This window comes from Paenibacillus qinlingensis (genome assembly GCF_031455095.1).
In the GTDB taxonomy this organism is placed as follows: Bacteria; Bacillota; Bacilli; order Paenibacillales; family NBRC-103111; genus Paenibacillus_E; species Paenibacillus_E qinlingensis_A.
Map to the genome: position 1 here is coordinate 1 of NZ_JAVDSB010000024.1, position 22,272 is coordinate 22,272.

The window sequence follows — 22,272 nt, forward strand, 5'->3', positions numbered from 1 at the left end:
TTGCTCATTTGAAGCTAGCGAGATTTTGCAATCTCTTTTATAGTCGATTACTCGACTGTGCTTACTCACTCGTTGTTCAGTTTTCAAAGATCAATCACTCTTGTCCAACCCGCTCTCTTTCGAAAGCCGGAAGACCAATATACCACACTGAGTTTTTATTTGCAACTCTTTTTTGAGTTGTTTTTTGTTTGTTTCTTGTGTTTCTCGTGTTGTCCTCAGCGGCAACTTTTATAAGATACCACAGACCACATACACTTTGCAAGTCCTAATTTCAAAAAAATTAGAGGCACCGAATGGCGCCTCTAATTCAACCAATTACTCACCTTGACGTTCACGCATCAACGGGAATAATAAGACATCACGGATGGACGGCGCATTCGTCAATAGCATAACCAAACGGTCAATACCTATACCTAAACCACCTGTTGGCGGCATACCGTACTCAAGAGCACGAATGAAGTCTTCGTCCATTTCATGTGCTTCATCATTACCTAGATCTTTTTCACGCAACTGAGCCTCAAAGCGCTCTCTTTGGTCAATAGGATCATTAAGCTCTGTAAAAGCATTCGCATGCTCACGTGCCACGATAAAGAGCTCAAAGCGATCCGTAAAGCGCGGATCCTCAGGATTCTTTTTGGCAAGCGGAGAGATCTCTAATGGATGTCCATAGATAAACGTAGGCTGTATCAACGTCTCTTCAACAAACGTTTCGAAGAACTGGTTCACAATGTGACCAAACGTCATATGAGGCTCCACAGCAACCTTGTGCTCTTTGGCCAAGCCATGCGCTTGCTCATTCGTCATATGAACGCTAAAGTCTACACCAGTGACTTCTTTGATCGCATCAACCATGGATACACGTCTCCAACCCACAGCCAAATCAACCTCATGGTCGCCATAAGGAATCGTCGTCTGTCCAAGCACTTCTTGCGCGATATGAGCAACAAGCTCCTCTGTCAGCTTCATGATGTCTTTGTAGTCGGCATACGCCTCGTACAACTCGATCATCGTAAACTCAGGGTTGTGACGCGTAGAAATACCCTCATTACGGTATACACGACCGATTTCGTACACTTTCTCTAGTCCGCCTACGATTAGACGTTTCAGGTGAAGCTCGATTGCAATACGCATGTGCAGTTGCATATCTAGCGCGTTGTGATGCGTGTTAAAAGGGCGTGCAGAAGCACCACCTGCGATTGAATGCAAAGTCGGTGTCTCCACTTCCAAATAGCCCAAAGAATCTAAATAACGGCGCATGGATTGTATGATTTTGGAACGAAGGATAAACGTCTTCTGAACATCTTGATTCATAATCAGATCCACATAACGTTGACGGTAGCGAAGCTCAACATCACTAAGACCATGGAATTTATCCGGCAATGGCAGCAATGATTTCGTCATCACCTCAAGTGATTTCACTTTAATAGAGGTTTCGCCTGTTTTCGTTTTGAAAACAACGCCTTCAACCCCTACCATGTCACCGAGATCAAGAATATCAAAAGCTTTATATATGTTGGCATCCAACGCATCTTCACGCACGTAGATTTGAATTTTCCCAGTGATGTCTTGCAGATGCGCAAAGCTAGCTTTACCCATGCTTCTCTTTTGCATGATACGCCCAGCAATACGAACTACGACATTCGCTTCATCTAGTTCTTCTTTGCTCATCTCTTGATAAGCAGTAAGAATGTCCCCTGCTGAATGCGTTCTTACATATTTGCCGCCGAAAGGATCGACACCAAGTCCGCGGAGCTCGTCCAATTTGTTGCGCCTGATAACGAGCAATTCATTTAATTCTAGTTCCTGACTCATACTTTCATCTCCTACTAATTTAGTTTAGGGCTGTGAACGGAAAAAAGCTTCCTGAGGGAAGCTTTCCAAAAGGCTTGCGGCTGCACGCTACTTTTTAATATCAACAATTTGATACTGAATGACGCCAGCAGGAACGACAACATCAACGTTGGTGCCCTTTTGCTTGCCAAGAATAGCTTTACCCACAGGGCTTTCATTGGAAATCTTATTCTGCAATGGATCGGATTCAGCCGAACCAACAATGTTGTATTCTACCAAGTCACCGTATTCCAAGTCTTTCAGCGTAACAATCGACCCAACACTAACCGTGTTAATATCGACATCATCGTTATTAATAATCCGCGCATTGCGCAGCATTTTTTCTAAAGTAATGATTCTTCCTTCAATAAAAGCTTGCTCGTTCTTCGCATCTTCGTACTCGGAATTCTCACTAATATCGCCATAACCGATGGCAACCTTAATTCTTTCCGCGACTTCCCGGCGTTTCACGGACTTCAGATGCTCAAGCTCATCCTCTAATTTCCGTAGCCCTACTGGTGTAAGAATGACCTCTTTTTCAGCCATTGCCAACTGATCTCCCGTCATGTGAAAGATTTTCATATCGTTGAATCGATGCTTCCTGCTAGGAGTTAGGTCTTTATAGAGCTGATTCAAGTAGTATGAATTCACGTTTCATAATAAGTTGCTTACTCGTTAGTCTTTCAATATATGCAGGAACACATTAATATTGACTGATTATATTGCAACGGTTTCAAAATGTCAATGTCAACCATTGTTGCATTTTTTTAATGCAGCACAGCTGATTCTTCCGCTGTCCCAGACGCTGAACTTACAGCAAGATGCTCAACGTAAGCGTCCAATGTACGAACCATTTCATCCCGCTTTTCAGTCTCCATAATGATGTCTTTCACACGCGCTGCTCCAGTCATACCTTTGAGATACCACGCCATGTGTTTGCGCATTTCCTTCACGGCTACATGCTCACCTTTGAGGGCAATTAGACGGTCCATATGCAAGATAGCGATACGGATTTTCTCTTCAGCTGTCGGTTCCGGCGGAAGCTCTCCATTCGCTAGATATTGTACAGTACGATACAACATCCATGGGTTGCCTAACGCACCGCGTCCAATCATAACACCGTCTACACCCGTTTGATCCAGCATGCGCTTTGCATCCTCTGGTGTGACGACATCCCCGTTACCAATCACGGGAATCGAAAGAGCTTGCTTCACATCGCGAATGATATCCCAATCCGCTTTGCCGGTGTAAAGCTGCTCACGAGTACGACCGTGCACACTAACCGCACTACCGCCGCCTCTTTCGACAGCTTTTGCATTTTCGACCGCATAAATATGTTCGGAGTCCCAACCAATACGCATCTTTACAGTTACAGGCTTACTCACTGCTGCAACAACAGTTGCGATCATGGCCTCAATTTTATCCGGTTGAAGCAACCATCTTGCACCCGCATCACACTTGGTGATTTTGGGAACAGGGCACCCCATGTTGATATCAATAATATCGGCATTCGTATGTTGATCAACGATTCGAGCCGCTTGAACCAACGTATCCGTATCGCCTCCAAAAATTTGAAGACTTAACGGCTTCTCACGATCGTCAACGTAGAGCATCTCCATAGAACGTGTATTACCGTGCACGATCGCTTTGTCACTAACCATTTCAGCACAGACTAGGCCTGTACCAAACTCTTTGGCAATTAGGCGAAACGCCGGATTACATACGCCCGCCATCGGGGCTAAGACGACTTTATTCGGAGCTTCGACATTTCCTATTTTCAGCATTCAGATTACACTCCTCTCATTTCGCAATAACAGCTACTAATTCTTCCGGTTCTATATTTAGAACTTGTGAGATATTTTGAATCATTTTGTTATCTGGCTTCCGTGTTCCTCGTTCAATCGCCCCTAAGATGGCAATAGAGACGCCTAACAAATCCGCTAGTTCACTCTGGGTATACCCTTTTAACTTACGAAAAGCGCGTATGCGCTGTGCTATTGAGCTTTTTTCCATAGAATAACGCCTTCCTTTCCTTCCAGTTTCTCCAAATGTGCAGAGATGGATTCAAATTGGACGGCCTGCCGCGCGTAAAGAACCTCAGAGAGAGGAACTAATACAAAAGCCCGCTCATGCATCCGCGGATGCGGAATGATCAAGTCGGGGGTCGTTAACCGATGGTCACCATATAGGAGCAGATCCAAATCAATCGTTCGAGGTCCCCAACGCAAGTCACGCGTCCGACCCAGACGGTTTTCGATGGCTAGCAAGGTAACTAATAAGGCTTCAGGCGATAAGTCCGTATGAATTTGAACAACCATATTTAGAAATGCAGATTGATCCACATAGCCTACAGGCTCGGTCTCATAGATGGAGGATTGCCCCGTCACCGAGATGCCCGATTCTTCATTCAGCGCTGTAATCGCACCCTGCAAATAATGTTCCCGATTATCAATATTGGAGCCTAATGCGACGTAAGCAATGATCGTGCGTTCTTGTTCTTCGGCTGTCATTCCAATGCCCGCTTTCGATTAATCTCTATTGTAACGCCATCAAAAATGACGGCAAAGGGCGGATGCGGCTTAATAACGCGAACCGTCACTTCATTGATACTAGTATAAGTATGCAGGAGCTCGGATGCAATATTTTCTGCTAATGCCTCAATTAATTTGTACGTACGCCCTTCAACGATCTCTTTGATCAGGAAAAAGGCCTCGCCATAATGTACCGTTTCTGTTAAGTCATCGTTCTTGCCAGCTTTATCTAAAGGGAGCATTAGCTCTACATCGACGTAGAATCGCTGACCCAGCGTATTTTCTTCAGGGAACACACCGTGATTACCAAAAAACTGCATGCGGGATAGGATGATTTTATCCATAGTAGAAGCCTCCAGGGTTAAAACAGAATATACCTTCTCAATTAAAGGTTGCTGCGAAGAATGGCGTCGGTCATCACGGCCAGCCTTTTAATTGCTTGGACATCGTGAACTCTAACAATGCCACATCCCTGCGCAATACCAAGGACTACGGTTGATGAAGTTCCTTCGAGACGCTCCTCAGGAGGCAATCCTAAGGTTAGGCCGATAACACTTTTGCGCGATGTGCCCAATAGGACGGGGTACCCCAAATCAACGATCGCACGCAGGTTGTTCATCAGGTAGAGATTCTGTGCATATGACTTGGCGAAGCCAATGCCAGGATCGAGAATAATATGCTCTGGCTTAACACCAGCCTGCTGAGCCTGATCCGTGCAGCGGAGAAGATCAGCTATCACCTCAGGGAGAAATTCGACATATTCTGAGTCTGTTCGATTATGAGTAATGATAAACGGACATTCCAATTGGGCTGCCACGGCTGCCATCTCCGCATCCGCTTGACCACCCCATACATCGTTGATGATATGCGCGCCTGCATCTATAGCTTGCTTAGCCACTTCAGCTTTGTAGGTATCGATTGAAATAGGCACGTTGATTTCTCTGCGAATCGCTTCGATCACTGGGATTACGCGTTGCAACTCCTCATCGACAGTGACCGTTGCTGCTCCAGGCCGAGTGGACTCCCCTCCTATGTCAATGATGTCTGCACCTTCCGCTACCATGTGCTGAGCTCTACGTAGCGCATCCTCAATACGATTATAGCTGCCTCCATCCGAAAATGAATCTGGCGTTATGTTTAATATGCCCATAATGATCGTACGATCACCAATGGGCAGCTCGTGTCCTCTACAGGATAACACATTCATCTTAGGTTCACTTCCTATTCATTGCTGTTCGTTGCCGTTCATTCGTTCGGGGCCTTACTGAGCATAATGTTTCGTCAGTTGGCGGGTGATTGTGCCTGGTGAGCCAGAGCCTAATGTATAGGCTTGTCCACTCGGAGTGTACAAGGTGTTAACAGGGACTATTTCTTGAATCGAATTGACGAGAAACGCCTCGTCCGCTTCTATGAGATCTTCCCACCGATACAAACCATCTTGGATAGGAATTTGAAGCTGCTGGGCAAGGTCCATGACATAGGCTCTTGTGATGCCCGGTAAGATTCCCGTATCGAGAGATGGGGTATATAGGGTATCTTTTTTAACGAAAAACAGGTTACTGACGATCCCCTCAGCCACATAGCCATCCTCTGACAACATCAGGCCTTCAGCCCCTGTTGCCCATGCATATTGCCCAAGCTCTCTTTTGGCCAAAATGTTATTCATATAATGAAAGGACTTAAACCGATATAAGCCCTCTGGTGTATTTCGTGGCAGTTTCAGCAGTTGTAATGCCTTGCCTTGAAGGTAAGTTCTTTCATCCCTTGGAGGTAGTGGCTTGATGTAAATAATTTCTGTTGGCTTCGTATAGTCACTGGTTGGAAGACCTAATGCCTCTACGCCTGCAGAGACCGAGTAACGAATGTACGCATCCTCTAAATGATTCGCTTGGAGTAATTCTTCAATAAAGCGTGACAGATTCTCAAGGTTAGGCTCGTAGACAATACCAAGCTCCTGACACCCATCTGTCAAACGACGAATGTGTTCAGCAAGCAGGAAGGGCTTACGATTATACGTGCGAAAGGTCTCAAACAAGCCGATGCCGTAAAGAAAACCGTGATCATATACTGAGACCACGGCTTGTGTTTCTTCAACTAAGGTTCCATTCATGGAGATGATCATGCGTTAGACTCCTGTTTTGGCTGTGCGACGAAGGAAGTTGCGCAGCATTTGATGTCCGTGCTGGGTAATAATCGATTCCGGGTGAAATTGCACCCCTTCGATTGGATACTCTTTATGGCGTAAGGCCATGATTTCGCCTTCTGCTGTTTGTGCACTGATTTCCAAGCAATCAGGTAAGGTTTCTGTTTTGACAATCAAAGAATGATAGCGTGTGGCGATGAAAGGAGACGGAAGTCCTTCAAACAAGGTTTTGCCGTCATGGAAAATCTCCGAAGTTTTGCCATGCATCAAGCGCTCTGCGCGAATGACATCGCCGCCGAAGGCTTGGCCTATGGACTGATGTCCCAGACAAACGCCGAAAATCGGGATGATCCCTTTAAAATGGTCGATCAGTGATAAGCTAATTCCAGCTTCATTCGGTGTGCACGGCCCTGGAGATATTAAGATATGGTCTGGCGCGAGCGCCTCGACGCCTGCTAAGTCAATCTCGTCATTCCGACGAACGATGACTTCCTCCCCGATCTCTCCTAAATACTGCACAAGGTTGTACGTAAACGAATCATAATTATCAATCACTAAAATCATTCTAAGCTCCCCTTTCGTCTCAGCCCGCTTGGGCCCTAAGCTCGGCTCATGCTCCGCTCGCTATATTCAATGGCTTTCCACATCGCTTTGGCTTTATTCAAGGATTCGATGTATTCTCGTTCTGGAATGGAATCAATAACGATCCCCGCTCCAGCTTGAATATGTCCCATCCCTTCAACAGCTACTAGCGTGCGTATAATAATATTAAATTCCATATTGCCATTATAGTCAATCCATCCCATGGATCCTGTGTATGGACCACGACGTACGGGCTCTAGCTCTTCAATGATTTCCATACAGCGAATCTTCGGCGCACCCGTAATGGTACCGCCAGGGAAGGTGGCCGCAATGACATCGTAGGCATCCTTGCCCTCGGCCAATTCGCTGACGACTTCGGAGACGATGTGCATCACATGGGAATAGTATTCGATGACCATGAAGTCTTTGACATGGACAGAACCATACCGTGAGATGCGTCCCATGTCGTTGCGCTCGAGGTCGACGAGCATCACGTGCTCAGCACGCTCTTTGTCGTTGTGGATGAGCTCGCCAGCTAGGCGAAGATCATCCTGGTCGTCCTTGCCGCGCGGGCGCGTGCCAGCGATAGGACGCGTCCGCAGGACGCCGTCCTCGAGCTGCACGAGCAGCTCCGGCGAGCCAGAGACGAGGGCGAAGCCAGCGAAGCGCAGCAAGCCCATGTAGGGCGAGGGATTAACGATGCGCAGCGCCTCGTAGATTTCCTCCGGCGTCGTGCGCAGCTGCCGGCTCTGCCTGACGGACAAGTTGACTTGGAACACGTCACCTTGGGAGATGTAGGCTTGGATGCGCTCCACCGCAGCCATGTACGCTCCTTTGTCGAAGGCAGGCTCGATGCCTGCGATGCTTTCGACGTCGATGTGCAGCTGCTCGCGCGCCATCGTAGGTTGGTCGGCACCGTTCAGCGGTGTGCCGGACCAGTTGCCTGCGCGGATCGCGTGCCAGCGGACGAGCATGGCTTCAGCGCGAGCGTGCGCCGCAGCGTAGAGCTCGTTGATGTCTGCGCCTTGGGCGAGCGGCATATGCACCGCGATGAACAGACTCTTCTCCGTGTGATCTAATGTCCACACCTGATCATACATAGCGAAGCTGTAATCAGGAATGGGCAGATCGTCACGCGACTGCTCTGGCAGCTTCTCAATGGTGCGAATCACATCATAGCTCCAATAGCCTACGCAGCCGCCGACAAACTTGGGTGCTCCTTGAACTTTAGGGCTGTTGAAGCCCGACATCCATTGCTTCACGATATCGAGCGGCTTGCCTTGTACGCGAGAATGTGTCGAGTTCGTGTGAGTTGTGATGTCAGCTTCCAAGCCTGTCCCCCGTACAGTGGAAAAGGGATGTAGTCCAAAGTGCGTATATCTGCCGCCTTTTCCGCTTTCGAGCACGAAAGAATCCGGAGAAGCTTCTTTCCAAGCATCTTCCCAAGAGGCAATTCGATCATCTGCCAGTCCTAATTTTATTATATACGGCAGCATCGTGTAGTCTGATGAGGACCACTCCTGCCATTGTTCCACTGAAGTTAAAATCATGCCTGTTCTCCTTCAAATCCGTTAATTCGTTGTCCATTAGTATACTCCAACCCTATACAGAAAAAAAGCCCCAGCTGCAATAGCTGAAGGCTTGATCTTGTTTGGCTTTAATCTTATTGCTCTTCGAATTGGTACAAAGGCGTGGACAAGTAACGCTCACCGTTACTAGGGATTACCGCAACAACACGTTTGCCAGCGCCAAGCTCTTTAGCAACCTTCAATGCTGCGAAAATCGCTGCACCGGAGGAAATTCCGCCAAGGATTCCTTCTTCTTTAGCAACACGACGTGAAGTTTCGAACGCATCTTCGTTCTCAACAGCAATGATTTCATCGTACACATTGGTGTTCAAAATATCAGGAACAAACCCTGCACCGATACCTTGGATTTTATGAGGACCTGGTTTACCACCAGAAAGAACTGGGGATGCCGCAGGTTCAATTGCGTAAATTTTGATGTTAGGGAAGTTTTCTTTCAGAACGCCACCCGCACCTGTGATTGTACCACCAGTACCGATACCAGAGATGAAAGCATCCAGTTTACCATCATGAGCGTTAATCGCTTCTACGATTTCTGGCCCTGTTGTTTCACGGTGAACTTTCACGTTCGCTTGGTTCTTGAATTGTTGTGGAATGAAATAGGAAGGATTCTCAGCTTGTAGCTCTTCCGCACGTTTGATTGCACCCTTCATACCTTCTGCTCCAGGCGTTAGAACAAGCTGTGCACCATAAGCGCGAAGCAGGTTACGTCTTTCCAAAGACATTGTTTCTGGCATAACGAGGATCGCTTTATATCCTTTAGCCGCTGCCACTAATGCGATCCCGATTCCTGTGTTACCACTTGTCGGTTCTACAATTGTGTCACCTGGCTTCAATTTACCTTCTTGCTCCGCTACTTCGATCATGGAGATGGCAATACGGTCTTTAACACTGGCACCCGGGTTCTGGTACTCTAATTTCACATAAACCTCTGCACTGCCTTCTGGAACAACACGGTTCAAACGAACTAGTGGTGTATCCCCAATCAAATCCGTAATGCTCTGTACTAATCTTGCCATAATATTTCCCCTCCAGATTGAGTATTGAATGATTTCCGAGTTGTTTAGTCGGTATTAATTATACTAATCTTATCAATGCGCCTACAGGTTGTCAACCATATTTTCACATTCACCTATCGGAGCGTCGGATCCAGCACACTAACCTTCCATTTAACGCGCAACTGCACGACAAACTCCTTCAATGGAGGCGCTTCTTGCAGTGCTAGCTCCTTTCGCACACTCTCTCGAATAAACGCCATATCCGGGTTCTCCTGATCCCGCTTATTCTTAAGTAAAATGACGGCAAAGCCTTGTGAAACAGGTATGGGCTTACTCACTTCGCCAACCTTCATCAATTTCGCCGCTTCCAGAATAGAGCCCTCAACAAAAGGATCGTCACCTTCAATCCAACCCAAATCACCACCGGTGTTATGGGTTGCATCATCGATGGATCGATCTCTGGCTAGTGTCACAAAGCTCACACCTTTGGCCAGTTCCGCAATGACTTTCGTTGCTTGCTCCTTCGTGGATACAATGATCTGCCCAATGTTGTATTCCGTTCCTTGTTCAAACTCATCCGCATGTGTCTTTATGTAGGTATCAACCTGAGTATCTGTAATGTGAATGGATGCCGTTGCTAGCTTCTCAAGTAACAACTTATTCGCTACATCCTCTTGGATTTCCTGCTCAGACAAGCCCAACTGACTTTGCATGGAGTCATAAAATTGCCCTTCACTTTCGTACCCTTGCTGCATCCTTTTCAGCTCACGGTTGATTTCCGCACTCGCTACCTTAGTCCCCGACTCATTTCCCTCTAGGCGAATTACTTCTCGATCCAACATTTGACTCAACTGCTCCGGCCCATAATGGCGCGCGAGCGCTGATTCGAGCTCACTCATAGTAATTTCCTGATTCCCAATTTTGGCGACAACTCGTGTATTCTTATTCTCACCCTGCTGTTCTGGCTCCGGTGATTGTCTTGGTTCTGATTGGTTGATGGCATGACTGATCAGCAAGGATGCGAGTACGAGAATACATATCGCCATCGCGATGATGACTCCCCACAATCGCTTTACATTGCGCATCCTATTTCCCTCTTTTACTTCCATATTGCTTCTAGCTGCTTGCATCCGTGTTCAGTAGCTAAATCAAGCAGTTCACCCACGCTTACACATCAATCATCCGTTGCAAATCTTCGCCTTCATACCGGTAAGCTTCATTACAGAAATGACAGACGACCTCCGCAACTCCTTCTTCTTCCAGTATCTCTTGAAGTTCTTGCTTACCTAACGATATTAAGGTAGACTCCACTTTCTCCCGACTACATTTGCATTGGAACCTGACATCCATCTCATCAAGCATACGGAAAGAAGGGAGTACGGTTTGTAAAATTTCCTCTAAATTCAATCCGCCGCCTAACATGTTCGTGAAGCTTGGGATTTGGCTTAGCATGGCTTCGATCTCATCAATCTCACTATCCGTTAATCCTGGGAGCAGTTGAATCACAAATCCACCCGAAGCAAGAATCGAGTGATCCTTATTCACCAAGACCCCTAACGCGACTGCCGAAGGTGTTTGTTCTGACTTTGCAAAATAATACGTAAAATCTTCCGCTAATTCACCTGAAATTAAAGGAACACTTCCTTTATAAGGCTCTTTCATTCCTAGATCTTTCGTTATGTATAAAAAACCGTCTGTCCCTACCGCAGCGGCAACATCTAATTTGCCATTCTCTTTGAGCGGCGGATCTACGAAAGGATTATCTACGTAACCACGCACTTCACCCTTCGCATTCGCATCTACAACGATTTGTCCGATCGGTCCATCCCCTTTGACCTGAACAATGAGATGTTCTTCACCTTTGAGCATAGCAGCTAAAAGAAGCGCAGCGGCCGCTGTTCTCCCTAACGCGGCTGTCGCTGTCGGTGTCGTTTGATGCCTGCGACTAAGCTCTTCGGTTAGGAGAGTCGTCTGAACAGCAAACGCACGTACACGCCCATCTAAAGCTGTTCCTCGAATTAAATAATCACTCATGTCAATTTCCTTCCTTATACTGCTTAGACATTTTTCTCGTAAATCATTTGTAACCCTTGTAGCGTAAGCAATGGGTTGACGACTTGAATCGTCCGCGACTCGCTAGAAATGAGTTCTGCTAATCCACCCGTCGCAATCACTGTTGGATTTACATTAAACTCCTGAATGACCCGTTCGACAATCCCGTCAACCTGGCCAACATAGCCATAAATAATGCCCGCTTGCATTGCTGCTACGGTATTCCGACCAACCACACTTTTCGGCTTAACCAGCTCAATACGCGGCAACTTCGCTGCCTTCTGATACAGCGCTTCCGTGGAGATCCCAATGCCTGGCGCAATGGCGCATCCCACTAGCTGCCCTGATGAATCAATGTAATCGTAGGTTGTAGCTGTGCCGAAATCAACAATAATACATGGAGCTCCATATAGCTCCAGTGCCGCTACCGCATTCACGATGCGATCTGCGCCAACTTCCTTCGGATTGTCTACACGGACGTTCAATCCTGTTTTGATCCCTGGACCTACGATAAAAGGCGCCCTTTTCAAATAGTGTAAGCAGAGGTTTTCCATAGCATTCATCAACGGGGGCACGACAGATGAAATAATGACACCTTCTACTTGCGCAAAGGAAATGCCCGAATGTTGGAACAAGCTGTGCAGCTGCATGCCATATTCATCCACGGTAGCCGAACGATTCGTGCTTACACGCCAATGATGCAAGAGCGTACGTTCTTGGTAGAGGCCGAGTACAATATTCGTATTCCCGACATCGATAACGAGAATCATAATGCTGTCCCCTTCCGCTCATTCAGATCTAGTGAGATATCGAGCGCTGCTACCGAGTACGTCAGCCGTCCAACGGAAATCACGTCTACACCCGTTTCCGCCATCGCTTTAATCGTTTGCGGGGTGACCGAACCTGATCCCTCTACTACAATATGCGGCGCTTTGCTTTTAATTATCGAAACTGCTTCTTTCATTTGGACTGGAGCCATGTTATCCAGCATGATGATATCAGCTCCTGCTTGGAGCGCTTCATGCAGCTGTTCAAAGTTCTCCACTTCCACCTCGATCTTCATCGTGTGGGGAATGTTCTGACGTGCGGCTTGAACCGCCTGGGTAATGCCTCCTGAGCCTTTGATATGGTTATCCTTAATCATAACCGCATCATAGAGGCCAAAACGGTGGTTGTAGCCGCCACCAACGCGCACGGCATACTTCTCAAGCAATCTGTGTCCAGGCGTTGTTTTCCGTGTGTCTACAAGTCTGGTTGGCAATCCTTCCAGAGCCATCACAAATTCATGCGTCTTCGTGGCGATCCCCGACAATCGTTGCATCAAATTCAGACTCAATCGCTCGCCTAATAGGATGCTGCGTGTATTGCCTTCCACTTCAGCTAGTATGGTCCCTTTATGAACAGACGATCCTTCGGCCACTTTTGTTTCGAAACGAAGAGAAGCATCGACCACAGCAAAAACCTCCTGTGCGATGCGAAGTCCACAAACGATTCCGTCTTCTTTGACGTGGATAATCCCCTTGGATACTTGTTCCAAAGGGATTGTTGTTATAGTCGTGACATCGCCCGTGCCGATATCTTCTTCTAGCCATAGGCGAATTTGCTTCCGAACTAATTCCATATTTATTTCTAACATGCTAAATCCACTCCTCAATCCTATCTTCCCCGCGCTGGAAAACAATATGCTTCTTCCATACCAAGTCATCCCGTTCTGGGAAATCTTCTCGATAATGACCGCCGCGGCTTTCCTCACGGGTTAATGCTGCTGTTGTTGTTAAAAGGGCGACATTGAGCAAATTAGCGAACTCATACTCTTCACGCTTCGTCATGAGAGAATCAAAGATTGACAATTGTCTCGCCAACTCTTCATGCCCTTTTTGCAAGCCCTTAGCTGTGCGCTTGAGACCTGCATAGCGAAGCATAACTTTCTGAAGCTTCAACTTTTTCTCTACAACCGCCTGATTAGGAATCTCTGTCCGTGGGGCTTCCGATTCCGCACGGATCTGAATATTACCTTCCAGCGGAGGCAGTTCTTGAATCCGCTCAATAATTCTGCGACCGAACACAATTGCCTCGGATAAAGAGTTACTCGCTAAACGGTTAGCGCCATGTACGCCTGTCGACGAAACTTCACCACATGCAAAAAGGCGACGAACTTGAGTCTCTCCGTGTAAATCGGTTTTCACGCCACCCATCATGTAATGTGCGGCTGGTGCAACAGGGATCCAATCGGTACTCATATCGAGCCCGTAATTCAGACAATATTCGTAAATCGTCGGGAACCGATGTTTAATCAGTTCTTCCGATTCGTGTGTAATATCAATATAAACGAAGGTAGATTTACAGCTCTCCATTTCGTCAACGATCGCACGAGCAACAACGTCTCTAGGCGCTAGCTCTAGTTGTGGGTGATAGCGCTCCATGAAGCGTTCGCCCTTGATGTTACGCAAATAAGCGCCTTCGCCCCGCACCGCTTCAGAAATCAGAAACCGTGGTGCGCCCGGGTAGCATAATGCTGTGGGGTGGAATTGAATGAATTCCACATCTTGAATCTGAGCACCCGCGCGATGCGCGATCGCAATCCCGTCGCCCGTGGCGATGTCGGGATTCGTTGTGTAGCGGAACAGCTGTCCCGCGCCACCGGAGCAGAGAATTGTAGCGTTGCCACGCACAAATACGCGCTGTCCGTTAGGTTTCTGAACGAGCGCTCCGTAACATTCGCCGTCTTGGGTAATCAGGTCGATCACGAAGTGGTCGTCCCAAATTTCAATATTCGGATCCTGTTTGGTACGTTCCGATAAAGCTCTAACAATTTCCGCACCTGTCGCATCTCCATTAGAGTGCAAAATACGTCGTTGGCTGTGCGCCCCTTCTTTGGTTAAAGCAAACTCCCCGTTCTCTAGATCGAACTGCGTTCCCATTCGAATCAAATCCTGAACGCCTTCTGGTCCTTCATGGACAAGTACATCAACAGCTTCCGACGAACAAAGACCTGCTCCTGCAATCACTGTATCTTGACGATGATATTCGGGTGAATCTTCATCCGAGATCACTGCGGCAATTCCGCCCTGCGCATAACGCGTGTTGCTATCCAAGAGAGATTTCTTCGTAATCATAAGGACTTTTTTATTCTCGCTCGCACGAAGCGCTGTGAATAGTCCAGCAATGCCTGCACCAATAACAATTACATCCGTATGTATATGAGGAATCGAATCTAAATCAACATCTACGAGATATCTAGGAATCATGACGTTTCACCTGTTCTTCACCCTTAATACCTCGTAAAGCAACGTCAGTACGTCCATACTCGCTCATTAGATCGATACTAGCCTTGCTTCACGAGGGCATCTATTCAAGACAAGAGAGTAGCGCATGCTACTTAACTTGTAACATGCGCTCCAAGGACAATCTTGCTTTATCTGCCACATCTTCTGGTACATAAATCTCTGGTTGCATCGTCTCTAGACATTTCACAATTTTCTTCAAATTGTTTACTTTCATATTCGGACACACCAGATATTTGGTTGCAAAATGGAACTTCTTATCAGGACTATCCAGGCGTAATTGATAACCAGTCCCATCTTCTGTTCCTACAATAAACTCTTGGCAGTCCGACTCTTTGCAATATTTAATAATTGCAGTTGTACTACCTACAAAGTCCCCTAGTTTCACAACTTCTGGGCGACACTCTGGGTGAACAACAAACTGTGCATTCGGGTATTGCGCTCTCATTTCTTCCACATCTTTAACGGTTAACATATCATGTGTATTGCAGTAACCTTCCCAGATGATCACTTTTTTGCTTGTGAATTTTGATACATAGTCACCCAAATTTTTATCCGGTACCCAGATGATCTCATCTGAATCGACGGAATTGATGACATTGATCGCATTCGCAGAGGTACAACAAATGTCTGTTTCAGACTTCACATCGGCCGATGTATTAATATAGGCAACGACCTTGGCCTTCGGATGCTGACGTTTAAGGGCGCGTAGACCTTCCACATTCACCATATCGGCCATCGGACAGCCAGCCCGTTCGTCTGGAATAATCACGGTTTTATTCGGTGCGAGAATCTTGGCACTTTCCCCCATGAAATGAACACCACAGAATACGATGACATCCGCATCGGTTTGTGCGGCCTTCTGAGCAAGCAAAAAGGAGTCCCCTCTAAAATCCGCTACCTCTTGAACTTCGTCACGCTGATAATAATGAGCAAGAATAATGGCATTCCGTTCTTTCTTCAATTGCAGCAGTCGTTCTTTGAGCTCACGGTTTTGTTCCGCTTTGCGCTCTAATGCTAAGGCTTCCATGGTGCTTCCTCCCCTATCTGGGACGTAAAATGGTCTCGTCGTCTATCTAAAAGTAGTATGATCTAAATGCAATAAAATTAGAGATTTACAACTAATTTACACATTCTCACATCGCCTGTCAATGCGCAAATACAGTGAAAAAACTCGGAATTCCGCGCACACTTGATGTGTACAACGGATTTCCGAGTTCGCATTGCAACTTACTCTTCTGTTTGATCCGGTTTGATCTCTTTAACTTCTTTATCTTTATCAAACTCCAGCTTATTGCTCTCACTAGCTTGACTTTGACCTTGAATAGTAACTTTCACATCTTCCTCATCGGAGCTGGCGCTAAGCTTACCTTTTTCCAAAAGTTCGATGATTTCGTCTTTATCCAACGTTTCTTTCTCAAGCAATGTTTTGGCTACAAGGTGAATCTGATCCGCATGCTCCGTAAGAATCGTGCGTGCACGTTCGTAGCACGTACGAATAAAGCTTTGCATCTCTTGATCGATCTCGTAAGCAATGGCATCACTATAGTTCTGTTCATGTCCGATGTCGCGGCCCAAGAATACTTGACCTTGTGAGCTACCGAACTGCATCGGTCCAAGCTTATCACTCATACCGTATTCCATGATCATGCGGCGAACGATTCCTGTTGCCTTCTGGAAGTCACTGTATGCCCCTGTGCCAATTTCTCCGATAAATAATTCTTCGGAAACACGACCACCCAAGAGTCCAGTTACTTTATCCAACAACTCGTTCTTCGTTTGCATCATGCGATCTTCGCCTTCTTTAGGCAACATCATCACATAACCGCCAGCGCGTCCACGAGGCACGATTGTTACTTTGTGAACCATGTCCGCATTCTCTGCATGATAACCGATAATCGCGTGTCCTGCTTCATGATAAGCTACGATACGTTTCTCAGTCTCAGAAATAATACGGCTTTTCTTCTGTGTACCCACGATAATACGGTCAAATGCTTCTTCAACTTCTGCCATCGAAATATCTTTACGATTACGACGAGCAGCGATCAAAGCCGCTTCATTTAATAAGTTCTCAAGATCAGCGCCCGTAAAACCAGTTGTATAACGTGAAAGTGAATCTAGCTTCACATCTTTCGCAAGCGGCTTGTTACGTGCGTGAACTTTCAATACAGCTTCACGGCCTTTGATGTCCGGACGATCTACCGTAATTTGACGGTCAAAACGACCTGGACGCAATAAGGCAGGGTCTAAAATATCAGGTCGGTTAGTTGCTGCAACGATAATAATACCTTCGTTCGCACCGAAACCGTCCATTTCAACAAGCAATTGGTTGAGCGTTTGCTCACGCTCGTCATGTCCGCCACCTAAGCCTGCGCCACGTTGACGACCAACCGCATCGATCTCATCAATAAAGATAATACAAGGTGAATTCTTCTTCGCGTTCTCGAACAAGTCACGAACACGGGATGCACCGACACCGACGAACATCTCAACGAAGTCAGAACCAGAAATACTGAAGAATGGTACGCCTGCTTCACCAGCAACTGCACGAGCTAGCAACGTTTTACCTGTTCCTGGAGGACCGTTCAATAGAACACCCTTAGGAATTCTAGCGCCAACTGCTGCGAATTTGCGAGGATCCTTCAGGAACTCAACAACCTCGATCAATTCTTGCTTCTCTTCATCCGCACCTGCCACATCTTCGAATGTGACACGTTTCTTCTCCTCGTTATATAGGCGCGCACGGCTCTTGCCGAAGTTCATCACTTTACCGCCGCCGCCTTGCGCTTGATTCAATAAGAAGAAGAACAAAATGAAGATAATGACGAATGGAATAATGGACGTAAGAAAGCTAATCCAAACGCTATCACGTTCCATCGGCCCGTACTCTTCCGAAGGTACGCCGTTCGCTTCAATCATTTGTACAACTAACGGCTCGTAAGGAGCATGTGTTTCGAAGCTCTTCTTATCGGCGCCATTAGGCGGGTTAATATACTTACCCTTAATGGAATAGGTATACCCATCAAACTTTAATACTACGGACTCTACATTTTTGTTTACTACTGCTTGTCGGAATTTATCGTAGGTGATTAACTCCTTCTGTTCATTTTGAGTACTAATGAAATGAACGATCCCTACAGTAACCAAAAATATAAGCAAATAAAAGCCGGTATTCCGGATAATTCGATTCATAACGAGCCTCCTCTCAAACGGCACACAATTATTATTTTACCATATCCCGGTAAAGCGCCACAACATTACTGTCCTACTGCGCGTGCGGAACATGACACTAGCTCGAATAGATCTCTGGTTTCAATATGCCGATAAATGGAAGGTTACGATACTTCTCTGCATAATCCAGACCATATCCGACAACGAATTCATCTGGTAGCACATAACCTGCATAATCAGGCTCAAGCTCTACCGTTCTTCGTGCCGGTTTATTAAACAGCGCAACAACTGAAATCGTCTTCGCATTGCGACGTTCTAGCACATCTATCAGATAACTAAGCGTTAAGCCGCTATCGATAATATCTTCCACGATCAGAATATGACGTCCTTCAACCGGAACATCAAGATCTTTGATAATCTTAACGACTCCTGAAGATTTCGTGGATTGACCGTAGCTTGATACCGCCATAAAATCAATTTCCAAAGGTACTCTAATTTGTTTTACAAGATCCGCCATGAAAATAAAAGCGCCCTTCAATACACAAATAACCAATGGATTCTTGCCTTCGTAATCAGTGGAAAGCAATTCCCCTAATTCTTTAATCTTGCCTTGAATCTGTTCTTCACTGTAAAGTACTTCTTGAATGTCGCTGTACAAGGATGAACCCCCTAGATTATATTATGAATCCTTATAAATTTACATTCTAGAAGAACGAAATTTACGTATGTTTCTGCAGCACTAGCTTCATATGAAGCACACGTTGTGTGTCTGGTCCGACCATAGCGTGTTTGGACCTACGAAATCCAGCAATCCAGAGAATCTTTCCGGATGCGTCGACCAGTAGTGGGATAACCTCACGCCTCGTTGGCGGCATTTTGGCATCAATGAACATATCCTTTACTTTTTTGGATCCGTTTAAACCAAGTGGTTCCAATCGGTCGCCCGATCGGCGGCTTCTAATATAAAGCGGCAATTCAACTTGGTCCAAATCCAAAAAAACGTCGCCGTTATCATCTGGGATTGCTTTCTCGTACGAGCTTAAAGGCATCCAGGAGTAGATCAGCTTGGCGTTCATGCCTGGCAGGTTCACTTCATTCGATGCTAACCTAATCTCATAAGCGTAAGGCTTCGGATCGGGTGCAAATGTCTGAAATTGAATAGATCCATATTCTCTCACAATATAAACCTGTTCATCCACCTGTAAGACTTGATTCGACATCTGATCTTTCACAATTAACTCGCGAACACGCTCAATTCGTGTAAATACCAGCCGTTCCCTTTCCAAACAAAGACAGTTTAATATTAATTTAATCAAACGCCTTTGTAAAGCAACGTGAAGCTCGGCGAAATCACTCCTATTTAAGCGGCAGATGTTGGACTGAAAAGTCACGATTCGGCGAAAAACGTTATCCGTTTCCCCATCCAAATAATCATTCTCAGCTTGCATCACTTCCGTCAATCGATTGAGTGACTCTGGAAGTTGTTCATTATACTGTTTCAGCATCGGCATCAGATCTAGCCGAATCCGATTGCGGAAATACTTCCGCAGCTCATTGCTGCTGTCCTTACAATAGGTAATTTCATGCTGAGCGCAATAATTCACAATATCTGATTTGTATATACGTAAAAAAGGACGAATCAGTTCCACTTTTTTTTCGCGTCTGCGTTCTGGCATTCCGACAAGCCCTGAAGGGCCCGTTCCTCTGAGGATTCGCATGAGCATCGTTTCCGCTTGATCATCCGCATGATGCGCTAAAGCGATCCGTTGTGCGCTGTATTTATCTGCTACTTGGTGAAGAAATTCATACCTTTTCTCACGTGCTGCCGCTTGCCCATTTAGAGAAGCTTCCTCTATATAGGCAGGAACATCAATTTCCCCAATTTCACAGGGAAGCTCCAGCCCTGCCGCAAGCTCCGCAACGAAATCTGCCTCTGCATCCGACTCAGCACCTCGGAATTGATGGTTCACGTGAGCTACAACGAGCGTCCACTGATACGTCCGAGAAAGCTGAAACAGGACATGTAATAAAGCCACAGAATCAGGCCCCCCTGAAACCGCAACAATCATTACATCTCCTGTATCGGCGAGCTTTTGCTCTACTATTCGTTGTTCTACACTGGCAACTAAACCCGTTTCCATGCCACTTTCCTTTCTGCCAATCCCTTACCCCACACTACCAATACTTATATATCGTTACTCCAAAAATAAAAATAGAGGCAGCAAAGCATATTTTGAGCCATGGCATTTTCAACGTAGCCTGCGCGGCTTTCTTGCCCGTTATTAACTTCTTCCAATAACTAATCGCTTCTTCCGAAGTGCTGAACTCGCCGTGCAGGGCTTTATTCAAAAAGGGAGCCAGTTGTGCAGCAATTGGATTTTCGCGCATAATCGCAGTTAACTGATCTAATTCTCGATTCTGTGGCAGCATTTTAATAAATCCTGTGAAGCGCTTGCGATGATCTAGTGTCTTTAATAATAAAATAGCGAATGAAAATAGATCGTAGCTTTCTTCCGCAACCCGCTCCCCCATATTCCAAAACCCGCGATCGTAGACTTCCGTTAGTTGTTTAATCGCTCGTCCCTTAGAGGTTACACCGCCAAAATCAATAAGATCCACATCTCCATACTTAGACACAATCATATTCTCAACCTTCAGGTCCCCGAATACATAACCGCTTCTATGGATTTCTGTGAGCTTTTGCAAGAGATTCGTGCCTATGACATATATCCAATCTTGGCCACGCTTATTTATAAAATCAGAAAGACTTGCACCTTCAATATAGCGCATGACATAAAAGGAAATTCCTTTTCCCTGAATAATCATATCGTCTGAATCGATCAAAAAATTCTTAAATGAATTCTCTTTCAATGAAATAGCCAGCAAGGAATTGATCTCCGACTGATGGTCAACGGTTTCATATCCTGCTTTAAGCGCAAATCTAGCGTTTCCCCTGCGTACAAGAGCAACAATACCATTCGAACCTGCACCTAATAAACGCTCGACCACATACACATGGCCATTCCACTTCCCTTTAATCTCAGACCCAGGGCGAAAGGCCTCATCATACCACGTAGTCACTCAGCATCCCTTCCTCGGTCGTCTTTGGTGAGAAAGGCTTTTCTGTCACGAACTGCAACGTTTGCAGTAGCGCTGGACCCGTTGGCGTCGTACCCTTCATGTTTATTTTATAGAACATCTTATCAACATTTGCAAGCTGATTCGTCCAACCATGATCCATTTCTAATTCTTGATCACTTGATTTCGTTGACGGGAAATGGAAAACAGCCAACTCACTTACACCGCTACGGGCTCTTAGACTCAGCAGGAGATCATGGATCGCTTCACGTACCGCGGCAAGCTTCGGCTTCATACTGGCACTAGCATCTATTAAAAGAGCGACACGCAGCGACGTGGTTTCACTCATATTATCAATCACTTGTACGACTTCGGCACGTTTCTCCGGTGGTAATTGTTCAATTTGAGAAATGCCCAGAATGCTTTGCAGTTCTTTGCCCACAGCATGCTGGATAGTGGCATTGACGGTTTTACGAGTCATCATTTGCACCGTATGTGAAAGCTGTTCGGAATTAACAATTCGACTCATGCCACCACCGGCTGCCGCAATCTCTCGAATTTCTTCTGATCCTAGCACGCCTAGCTCTCCATGATCAATCACACCAATGACATTCACCGTAACACCTTCTGCATGCGCTTGAGCCGCTGCGATAACCGGACTTACACCAACATTGGAACAACCATCTGTGATTAATAGTATTTGTTTCATCATGAACCTCTGCCTCCCTGGCGGAAAAAGATTAGCTCTCTAGTAGTTTCTATCCTAGTTTTTCCATTTTTAAGAGTGTCTAATCATCCCAAAGTTAGCGTTACTATCTATGTATTTTTGGATTTCAAATAAACTTCACATTTATTTTCATTAAACATAGACTTTAGTCCCGCCATTAACGATATAATAGGTAAAAAGATCTACTTGCAATGGAGGTGAATAGTGCTTAGGTTGGAAAATATCGACATTTCATATCAACTTGGCTTCTACATACGAAATAGGATTAGCAAATAGATATAAACATGTTG

22 protein-coding genes are annotated in these 22,272 nt (G+C 46.0%); all 22 read right to left on the reverse strand.

The genetic code is table 11. The features are described 5' to 3' along the window. Positions 1 to 315: 315 nt before the first annotated feature. On the reverse strand, positions 316 to 1,812 hold the full coding sequence (lysS, locus tag J2736_RS31405; RefSeq protein WP_310502509.1) for a lysine--tRNA ligase: 1,497 nt from the start codon (positions 1,810 to 1,812) through the stop codon (positions 316 to 318). An 87-nt stretch (positions 1,813 to 1,899) separates the two neighbouring features. Next, positions 1,900 to 2,376 carry a transcription elongation factor GreA gene (greA, locus tag J2736_RS31410; protein ID WP_310502557.1) on the reverse strand — a complete coding sequence of 159 codons (477 nt, stop codon included), beginning with the start codon at positions 2,374 to 2,376 and terminating at the stop codon, positions 1,900 to 1,902. A 221-nt stretch (positions 2,377 to 2,597) separates the two neighbouring features. Further along, complete coding sequence (dusB, locus tag J2736_RS31415) at positions 2,598 to 3,614, reverse strand: tRNA dihydrouridine synthase DusB (protein WP_310502510.1); 1,017 nt, start codon at positions 3,612 to 3,614, stop codon at positions 2,598 to 2,600. 16 nt (positions 3,615 to 3,630) lie between these two features. Next, a complete protein-coding gene (locus J2736_RS31420; protein ID WP_310502511.1) occupies positions 3,631 to 3,843 on the reverse strand; it encodes a helix-turn-helix domain-containing protein in 213 nt (70 codons plus the stop codon). Then, positions 3,825 to 4,340, reverse strand: a complete 516-nt coding sequence (gene folK / locus J2736_RS31425) for a 2-amino-4-hydroxy-6-hydroxymethyldihydropteridine diphosphokinase (protein ID WP_310502512.1) — start codon at positions 4,338 to 4,340, stop codon at positions 3,825 to 3,827. The genes J2736_RS31420 and folK overlap by 19 nt, the downstream gene beginning before the upstream one ends. Next, positions 4,337 to 4,705, reverse strand: a complete 369-nt coding sequence (gene folB, locus J2736_RS31430; RefSeq protein WP_310502513.1) for a dihydroneopterin aldolase — start codon at positions 4,703 to 4,705, stop codon at positions 4,337 to 4,339. Before folB ends, folK begins: the two co-directional genes overlap by 4 nt. A gap of 41 nt (positions 4,706 to 4,746) precedes the next feature. Next, complete coding sequence (folP, locus tag J2736_RS31435) at positions 4,747 to 5,568, reverse strand: dihydropteroate synthase (RefSeq protein WP_310502514.1); 822 nt, start codon at positions 5,566 to 5,568, stop codon at positions 4,747 to 4,749. Between the two features lie 54 nt (positions 5,569 to 5,622). Further along, positions 5,623 to 6,483, reverse strand: a complete 861-nt coding sequence (gene pabC / locus J2736_RS31440; protein ID WP_310502515.1) for an aminodeoxychorismate lyase — start codon at positions 6,481 to 6,483, stop codon at positions 5,623 to 5,625. Positions 6,484 to 6,486: 3 nt separating this feature from the next. After that, a complete protein-coding gene (gene pabA / locus J2736_RS31445; protein WP_236292806.1) occupies positions 6,487 to 7,068 on the reverse strand; it encodes an aminodeoxychorismate/anthranilate synthase component II in 582 nt (193 codons plus the stop codon). Positions 7,069 to 7,103: 35 nt separating this feature from the next. Then, positions 7,104 to 8,636, reverse strand: a complete 1,533-nt coding sequence (locus tag J2736_RS31450; protein ID WP_310502516.1) for an anthranilate synthase component I family protein — start codon at positions 8,634 to 8,636, stop codon at positions 7,104 to 7,106. Between the two features lie 113 nt (positions 8,637 to 8,749). Further along, positions 8,750 to 9,691, reverse strand: coding sequence for a cysteine synthase A (gene cysK, locus J2736_RS31455; RefSeq protein WP_173120980.1), 942 nt, complete (start codon positions 9,689 to 9,691; stop codon positions 8,750 to 8,752). Positions 9,692 to 9,804: 113 nt separating this feature from the next. Beyond that, complete coding sequence (locus tag J2736_RS31460) at positions 9,805 to 10,755, reverse strand: peptidylprolyl isomerase (RefSeq protein ID WP_310502517.1); 951 nt, start codon at positions 10,753 to 10,755, stop codon at positions 9,805 to 9,807. An 82-nt stretch (positions 10,756 to 10,837) separates the two neighbouring features. Next, positions 10,838 to 11,704, reverse strand: coding sequence for an Hsp33 family molecular chaperone HslO (hslO, locus tag J2736_RS31465; protein ID WP_310502518.1), 867 nt, complete (start codon positions 11,702 to 11,704; stop codon positions 10,838 to 10,840). 23 nt (positions 11,705 to 11,727) lie between these two features. Continuing rightward, a complete protein-coding gene (locus J2736_RS31470; protein ID WP_171629506.1) occupies positions 11,728 to 12,492 on the reverse strand; it encodes a type III pantothenate kinase in 765 nt (254 codons plus the stop codon). Further along, positions 12,489 to 13,358, reverse strand: a complete 870-nt coding sequence (gene nadC, locus J2736_RS31475; protein WP_310502519.1) for a carboxylating nicotinate-nucleotide diphosphorylase — start codon at positions 13,356 to 13,358, stop codon at positions 12,489 to 12,491. Before nadC ends, J2736_RS31470 begins: the two co-directional genes overlap by 4 nt. A 1-nt stretch (position 13,359) precedes the next feature. Beyond that, complete coding sequence (gene nadB / locus J2736_RS31480) at positions 13,360 to 14,970, reverse strand: L-aspartate oxidase (RefSeq protein WP_310502520.1); 1,611 nt, start codon at positions 14,968 to 14,970, stop codon at positions 13,360 to 13,362. A gap of 127 nt (positions 14,971 to 15,097) precedes the next feature. Then, complete coding sequence (gene nadA, locus J2736_RS31485; RefSeq protein WP_310502521.1) at positions 15,098 to 16,036, reverse strand: quinolinate synthase NadA; 939 nt, start codon at positions 16,034 to 16,036, stop codon at positions 15,098 to 15,100. A 200-nt stretch (positions 16,037 to 16,236) separates the two neighbouring features. Beyond that, positions 16,237 to 18,198 carry an ATP-dependent zinc metalloprotease FtsH gene (gene ftsH, locus J2736_RS31490; RefSeq protein WP_310502522.1) on the reverse strand — a complete coding sequence of 654 codons (1,962 nt, stop codon included), beginning with the start codon at positions 18,196 to 18,198 and terminating at the stop codon, positions 16,237 to 16,239. A 97-nt stretch (positions 18,199 to 18,295) separates the two neighbouring features. Next, positions 18,296 to 18,835 carry a hypoxanthine phosphoribosyltransferase gene (gene hpt, locus J2736_RS31495; RefSeq protein WP_056617930.1) on the reverse strand — a complete coding sequence of 180 codons (540 nt, stop codon included), beginning with the start codon at positions 18,833 to 18,835 and terminating at the stop codon, positions 18,296 to 18,298. A gap of 61 nt (positions 18,836 to 18,896) precedes the next feature. Further along, on the reverse strand, positions 18,897 to 20,318 hold the full coding sequence (tilS, locus tag J2736_RS31500) for a tRNA lysidine(34) synthetase TilS (RefSeq protein ID WP_310502523.1): 1,422 nt from the start codon (positions 20,316 to 20,318) through the stop codon (positions 18,897 to 18,899). A 34-nt stretch (positions 20,319 to 20,352) separates the two neighbouring features. After that, positions 20,353 to 21,258: a protein kinase domain-containing protein gene (locus tag J2736_RS31505; RefSeq protein WP_310502524.1), complete on the reverse strand. Its 906-nt coding sequence runs from the start codon at positions 21,256 to 21,258 to the stop codon at positions 20,353 to 20,355. Further along, positions 21,242 to 21,964, reverse strand: coding sequence for a vWA domain-containing protein (locus J2736_RS31510; protein WP_310502558.1), 723 nt, complete (start codon positions 21,962 to 21,964; stop codon positions 21,242 to 21,244). The genes J2736_RS31505 and J2736_RS31510 overlap by 17 nt, the downstream gene beginning before the upstream one ends. Positions 21,965 to 22,272: the final 308 nt, after the last annotated feature.